A 5,610-nucleotide genomic window follows, 5' to 3' on the forward strand; every position below is an offset into this window, starting at 1 on the left:
TGGGCGGGGTCGCGGGATGAGGCAGGAGGAGCCTGACGATTACCTACTTTCACACGGGCAATCCGCACTATCATCGGCGTGGAGTCGTTTCACGGTCCTGTTCGGGATGGGAAGGGGTGGGACCGACTCGCTATGGTCATCAGGCATGACGGGTTGCTGCGGCGCGGATGGTGTTCGCGCCGCAGCCAATCGGGAAGAAGTGTGTAAAGGGGGGGGGTTGTGTTGTTTAATCAGGCACAACATCGATCTCTCAACCGTCTGTGCTTCCGTGCCCCCTTCGGGGGTGGGATGCCCGTCAGTGCTGAAGCACTAACGGTCACCGACACGAAACACACCTGTTATAGGATCAAGCCTTACGGGCAATTAGTATCAGTTAGCTTAACGCATTACTGCGCTTCCACACCTGACCTATCAACGTCCTGGTCTTGAACGACCCTTCAAGGGGCTCGAAGCCCCGGGGATATCTCATCTCAAGGCGAGTTTCCCGCTTAGATGCTTTCAGCGGTTATCTCTTCCGAACATAGCTACCCGGCGATGCCACTGGCGTGACAACCGGTACACCAGAGGTTCGTCCACTCCGGTCCTCTCGTACTAGGAGCAGGTCCCTTCAAATATCCAGCGCCCACGGCAGATAGGGACCAAACTGTCTCACGACGTTTTAAACCCAGCTCACGTACCTCTTTAAATGGCGAACAGCCATACCCTTGGGACCGGCTACAGCCCCAGGATGAGATGAGCCGACATCGAGGTGCCAAACACCGCCGTCGATATGAACTCTTGGGCGGTATCAGCCTGTTATCCCCAGAGTACCTTTTATCCGTTGAGCGATGGCCCTTCCATACAGAACCACCGGATCACTATGACCTGCTTTCGCACCTGTTCGACTTGTCAGTCTCACAGTCAAGCACGCTTATGCCATTGCACTATCAGCACGATTTCCGACCGTACCTAGCGTACCTTCGTACTCCTCCGTTACACTTTGGGAGGAGACCGCCCCAGTCAAACTGCCTGCCATGCACTGTCCCCGAACCCGCTTCAGGGTCCAAGGTTAGAACCTCAAACAGATCAGGGTGGTATTTCAAGGACGGCTCCACGCAGACTGGCGTCCACGCTTCACAGCCTCCCACCTATCCTACACAGACCGGTTCAAAGTCCAATGCAAAGCTGCAGTAAAGGTTCATGGGGTCTTTCCGTCTAGCCGCGGGGAGATTGCATCATCACAAACACTTCAACTTCGCTGAGTCCCGGGAGGAGACAGTGTGGCCATCGTTACGCCATTCGTGCAGGTCGGAACTTACCCGACAAGGAATTTCGCTACCTTAGGACCGTTATAGTTACGGCCGCCGTTTACCGGGACTTCAATCAGGAGCTTGCACCCCATCATTTAATCTTCCGGCACCGGGCAGGCGTCACACCCTATACGTCCACTTTCGTGTTTGCAGAGTGCTGTGTTTTTATTAAACAGTCGCAGCCACCAGTTTATTGCAACCCCTTCACCCTTTGCGCGCAGGCGCATCAAGCTACAGGGGCGTACCTTATCCCGAAGTTACGGTACCAGTTTGCCGAGTTCCTTCTCCCGGGTTCTCTCAAGCGCCTTAGAATACTCATCTCGCCCACCTGTGTCGGTTTGCGGTACGGTCATTGTCAAACTGAAGCTTAGAGGCTTTTCCTGGAACCCCTTCCAGTTGCTTCGCTTCCGAAGAAGCTCGCGCCACACCCTTGAATTACGCGCCCGGATTTGCCAAAGCGCCTTCTCCAATGCAGCGACCGGGACGTCCAACACCCGGACAACCTTCCGCGATCCGTCCCCCCATCGCATTTGACAACGGTGCAGGAATATTGACCTGCTTCCCATCAGCTACGCATTTCTGCCTCGCCTTAGGGGCCGACTCACCCTACGCCGATGAACGTTGCGTAGGAAACCTTGGGCTTACGGCGAGGGGGCCTTTCACCCCCTTTATCGCTACTCATGTCAGCATTCGCACTTCCGATACCTCCAGCACACCTTCCGGTGCACCTTCGCAGGCTTACGGAACGCTCTCCTACCATGCATGCTTGCGCACGCATCCGCAGCTTCGGTATATGGCTTAGCCCCGTTACATCTTCCGCGCAGGACGACTCGATCAGTGAGCTATTACGCTTTCTTTAAAGGATGGCTGCTTCTAAGCCAACCTCCTGACTGTTTTAGCCTTCCCACTTCGTTTCCCACTTAGCCATATTTGGGGACCTTAGCTGGCGGTCTGGGTTGTTTCCCTCTTGACACCGGACGTTAGCACCCGATGTCTGTCTCCCGTGATTGCACTCTTCGGTATTCGGAGTTTGCTATGGCGAAGTAATCCGCAATGGACCCTTCAACCATGACAGTGCTCTACCCCCGAAGGTGATACACGAGGCACTACCTAAATAGTTTTCGGAGAGAACCAGCTATTTCCAGGTTTGTTTAGCCTTTCACCCCTATCCACAGCTCATCCCCTGACTTTTCAACGTCAGTGGGTTCGGACCTCCAGCACGTGTTACCGTGCCTTCATCCTGGCCATGGATAGATCACCTGGTTTCGGGTCTACACCCAGCGACTGAATCGCCCTGTTCGGACTCGCTTTCGCTACGCCTGCCCTAATCGGTTAAGCTCGCCACTGAATGTAAGTCGCTGACCCATTATACAAAAGGTACGCCGTCACCCCTTCGCAGAGGCTCCGACTGTTTGTATGCATGCGGTTTCAGGATCTGTTTCACTCCCCTCCCGGGGTTCTTTTCGCCTTTCCCTCACGGTACTGGTTCACTATCGGTCGATCACGAGTATTTAGCCTTGGAGGATGGTCCCCCCATCTTCAGACAGGATTTCACGTGTCCCGCCCTACTTCTCGTACACCCAGTTCTTCCTCGCTGTTTTCGCCTACGGGGCTATCACCCGCTATCGCCGCACTTTCCAGAGCGTTCGGCTAACAGTGAAGATAAAGAGTACAGGCTGATCCCATTTCGCTCGCCACTACTCTGGGAATCTCGGTTGATTTCTTTTCCTGCGGCTACTTAGATGTTTCAGTTCGCCGCGTTCGCTTCACATGACCTATGGATTCAGTCATGGATACTCCATTCGGAGTGGGTTTCCCCATTCGGATATCGGTGGATCAAAGCTCGTTTGCCAGCTCCCCACCGCTTTTCGCAGGCTACCGCGTCCTTCATCGCCTGTGATCGCCAAGGCATCCACCACATGCACTTGTTCGCTTGACCCTATAACGGGTGTGTCTCTTTCGAAACCACACGCGCTACAGGCTGAGTTTTCGCGTTGTGCCGTATTTCCAGGCGCCCTCTCATCGAGGACCCTTAAAAAATACTTCGATACAATCACAACCCTGATTCGCCTACTCACGCACCCATCTCAAGGCACGCTTTCGCGAATCTCTTTACTACTTCTTCCTGATTGTTAAAGAACGACAGCCGACACGCGCTACTCCCGCATATCGCCACTGACTGGCGCAATCGCCAATACGCAGTGCCCGGCCCGCCTGCGGACCGGAAACTCCGGATTGGTGACTGGTGGAGGATGACGGGATCGAACCGACGACCCCCTGCTTGCAAAGCAGGTGCTCTCCCAGCTGAGCTAATCCCCCGCACATACCCGAAGGAGCCCTGTCCACGCAGATGGTGGGTCTGGCTGGGTTCGAACCAGCGACCCCCGCCTTATCAAGACGGTGCTCTAACCAGCTGAGCTACAGACCCCTTCAGCCTGTCCTTCAATGCACAGCCGACAAGTGTGAGCACATGACTTTAAGCGCTCAAGCTCTGGAAAGGAGGTGATCCAGCCGCACCTTCCGATACGGCTACCTTGTTACGACTTCACCCCAGTCATGAATCCTACCGTGGTGACCGTCCTCCTTGCGGTTAGACTAGCCACTTCTGGTAAAACCCACTCCCATGGTGTGACGGGCGGTGTGTACAAGACCCGGGAACGTATTCACCGCGGCATGCTGATCCGCGATTACTAGCGATTCCAGCTTCACGCAGTCGAGTTGCAGACTGCGATCCGGACTACGATCGGTTTTCCGGGATTGGCTCCACCTCGCGGCTTGGCAACCCTCTGTTCCGACCATTGTATGACGTGTGAAGCCCTACCCATAAGGGCCATGAGGACTTGACGTCATCCCCACCTTCCTCCGGTTTGTCACCGGCAGTCTCCCTGGAGTGCTCTTGCGTAGCAACTAGGGACAAGGGTTGCGCTCGTTGCGGGACTTAACCCAACATCTCACGACACGAGCTGACGACAGCCATGCAGCACCTGTGTGATGGCTCCCTTTCGGGCACCCCCAACTCTCATCAGGGTTCCATCCATGTCAAGGGTAGGTAAGGTTTTTCGCGTTGCATCGAATTAATCCACATCATCCACCGCTTGTGCGGGTCCCCGTCAATTCCTTTGAGTTTTAATCTTGCGACCGTACTCCCCAGGCGGTCAACTTCACGCGTTAGCTACGTTACCAAGCCAATGAAGGCCCGACAACCAGTTGACATCGTTTAGGGCGTGGACTACCAGGGTATCTAATCCTGTTTGCTCCCCACGCTTTCGTGCATGAGCGTCAGTATTGGCCCAGGGGGCTGCCTTCGCCATCGGTGTTCCTCCACATCTCTACGCATTTCACTGCTACACGTGGAATTCCACCCCCCTCTGCCATACTCCAGCAATGCAGTCACCAATGCAGTTCCCAGGTTAAGCCCGGGGATTTCACATCGGTCTTACATCACCGCCTGCGCACGCTTTACGCCCAGTAATTCCGATTAACGCTCGCACCCTACGTATTACCGCGGCTGCTGGCACGTAGTTAGCCGGTGCTTATTCTTCCGGTACCGTCATCCCTCCACCGTATTAGGGCAGAAGTTTTCTTTCCGGACAAAAGTGCTTTACAACCCGAAGGCCTTCTTCACACACGCGGCATTGCTGGATCAGGGTTGCCCCCATTGTCCAAAATTCCCCACTGCTGCCTCCCGTAGGAGTCTGGGCCGTGTCTCAGTCCCAGTGTGGCTGGTCGTCCTCTCAGACCAGCTACGGATCGTCGCCTTGGTGGGCCTTTACCCCACCAACTAGCTAATCCGCCATCGGCCGCTCCTTGAGCGCGAGGCCTTTCGGTCCCCCGCTTTCATCCCCAGATCGTATGCGGTATTAATCCGGCTTTCGCCGGGCTATCCCCCACTCCAGGACACGTTCCGATGTATTACTCACCCGTTCGCCACTCGCCGCCAGGGTTGCCCCCGCGCTGCCGTCCGACTTGCATGTGTAAGGCATGCCGCCAGCGTTCAATCTGAGCCAGGATCAAACTCTTCAGTTCAATGCCTGTTACTGTGTTCGGTTCATATTGCTACGAACCGGTCGCTCACTCAACGTACTGACGTATGGATATCCGGCCGAAACCAGACACCCTACCATCTTCAATACTGTGTGAGACACTTGATACTTTCGCTTCAACAACCCCGAAAGGTCATCGTGCGCCGCCATCAGGTGCCCACACTTGTCGACTGTGAATTGTTAAAGATCGCGTCACAGAAAAGGCGCACACTGCCCAACCACCACCGCCTTTCCGTGTCTGCCGCGCGTCGCAGCAGAGAAGCGAGATTATGCAGACT

Annotated in this window: 2 tRNA genes and 3 rRNA genes; all 5 read right to left on the minus strand. The window is 55.2% G+C overall.

The features are described from left to right. Positions 1-30: 30 nt before the first annotated feature. The 5 genes from rrf to HV675_RS31825 all read right to left on the minus strand — a co-directional run bounded on the left by rrf (position 31) and on the right by HV675_RS31825 (position 5,315). A 5S ribosomal RNA gene (gene rrf, locus HV675_RS31805) occupies positions 31-144 on the minus strand. A 198-nt stretch (positions 145-342) separates the two neighbouring features. Next, positions 343-3,228, minus strand: a 23S ribosomal RNA gene (locus HV675_RS31810). Between the two features lie 304 nt (positions 3,229-3,532). Beyond that, positions 3,533-3,608 (minus strand) — tRNA-Ala (locus HV675_RS31815). 32 nt (positions 3,609-3,640) lie between these two features. After that, positions 3,641-3,717: transfer RNA gene (locus tag HV675_RS31820), tRNA-Ile, on the minus strand. A gap of 67 nt (positions 3,718-3,784) precedes the next feature. Next, positions 3,785-5,315 (minus strand): 16S ribosomal RNA (locus tag HV675_RS31825). Together the 16S, 23S and 5S rRNA genes with 2 tRNA genes alongside form the textbook arrangement of a ribosomal RNA operon. Positions 5,316-5,610: the final 295 nt, after the last annotated feature.

Source organism: Paraburkholderia solisilvae, assembly GCF_902859875.1.
In the GTDB taxonomy this organism is placed as follows: domain Bacteria; phylum Pseudomonadota; class Gammaproteobacteria; order Burkholderiales; family Burkholderiaceae; genus Paraburkholderia; species Paraburkholderia solisilvae.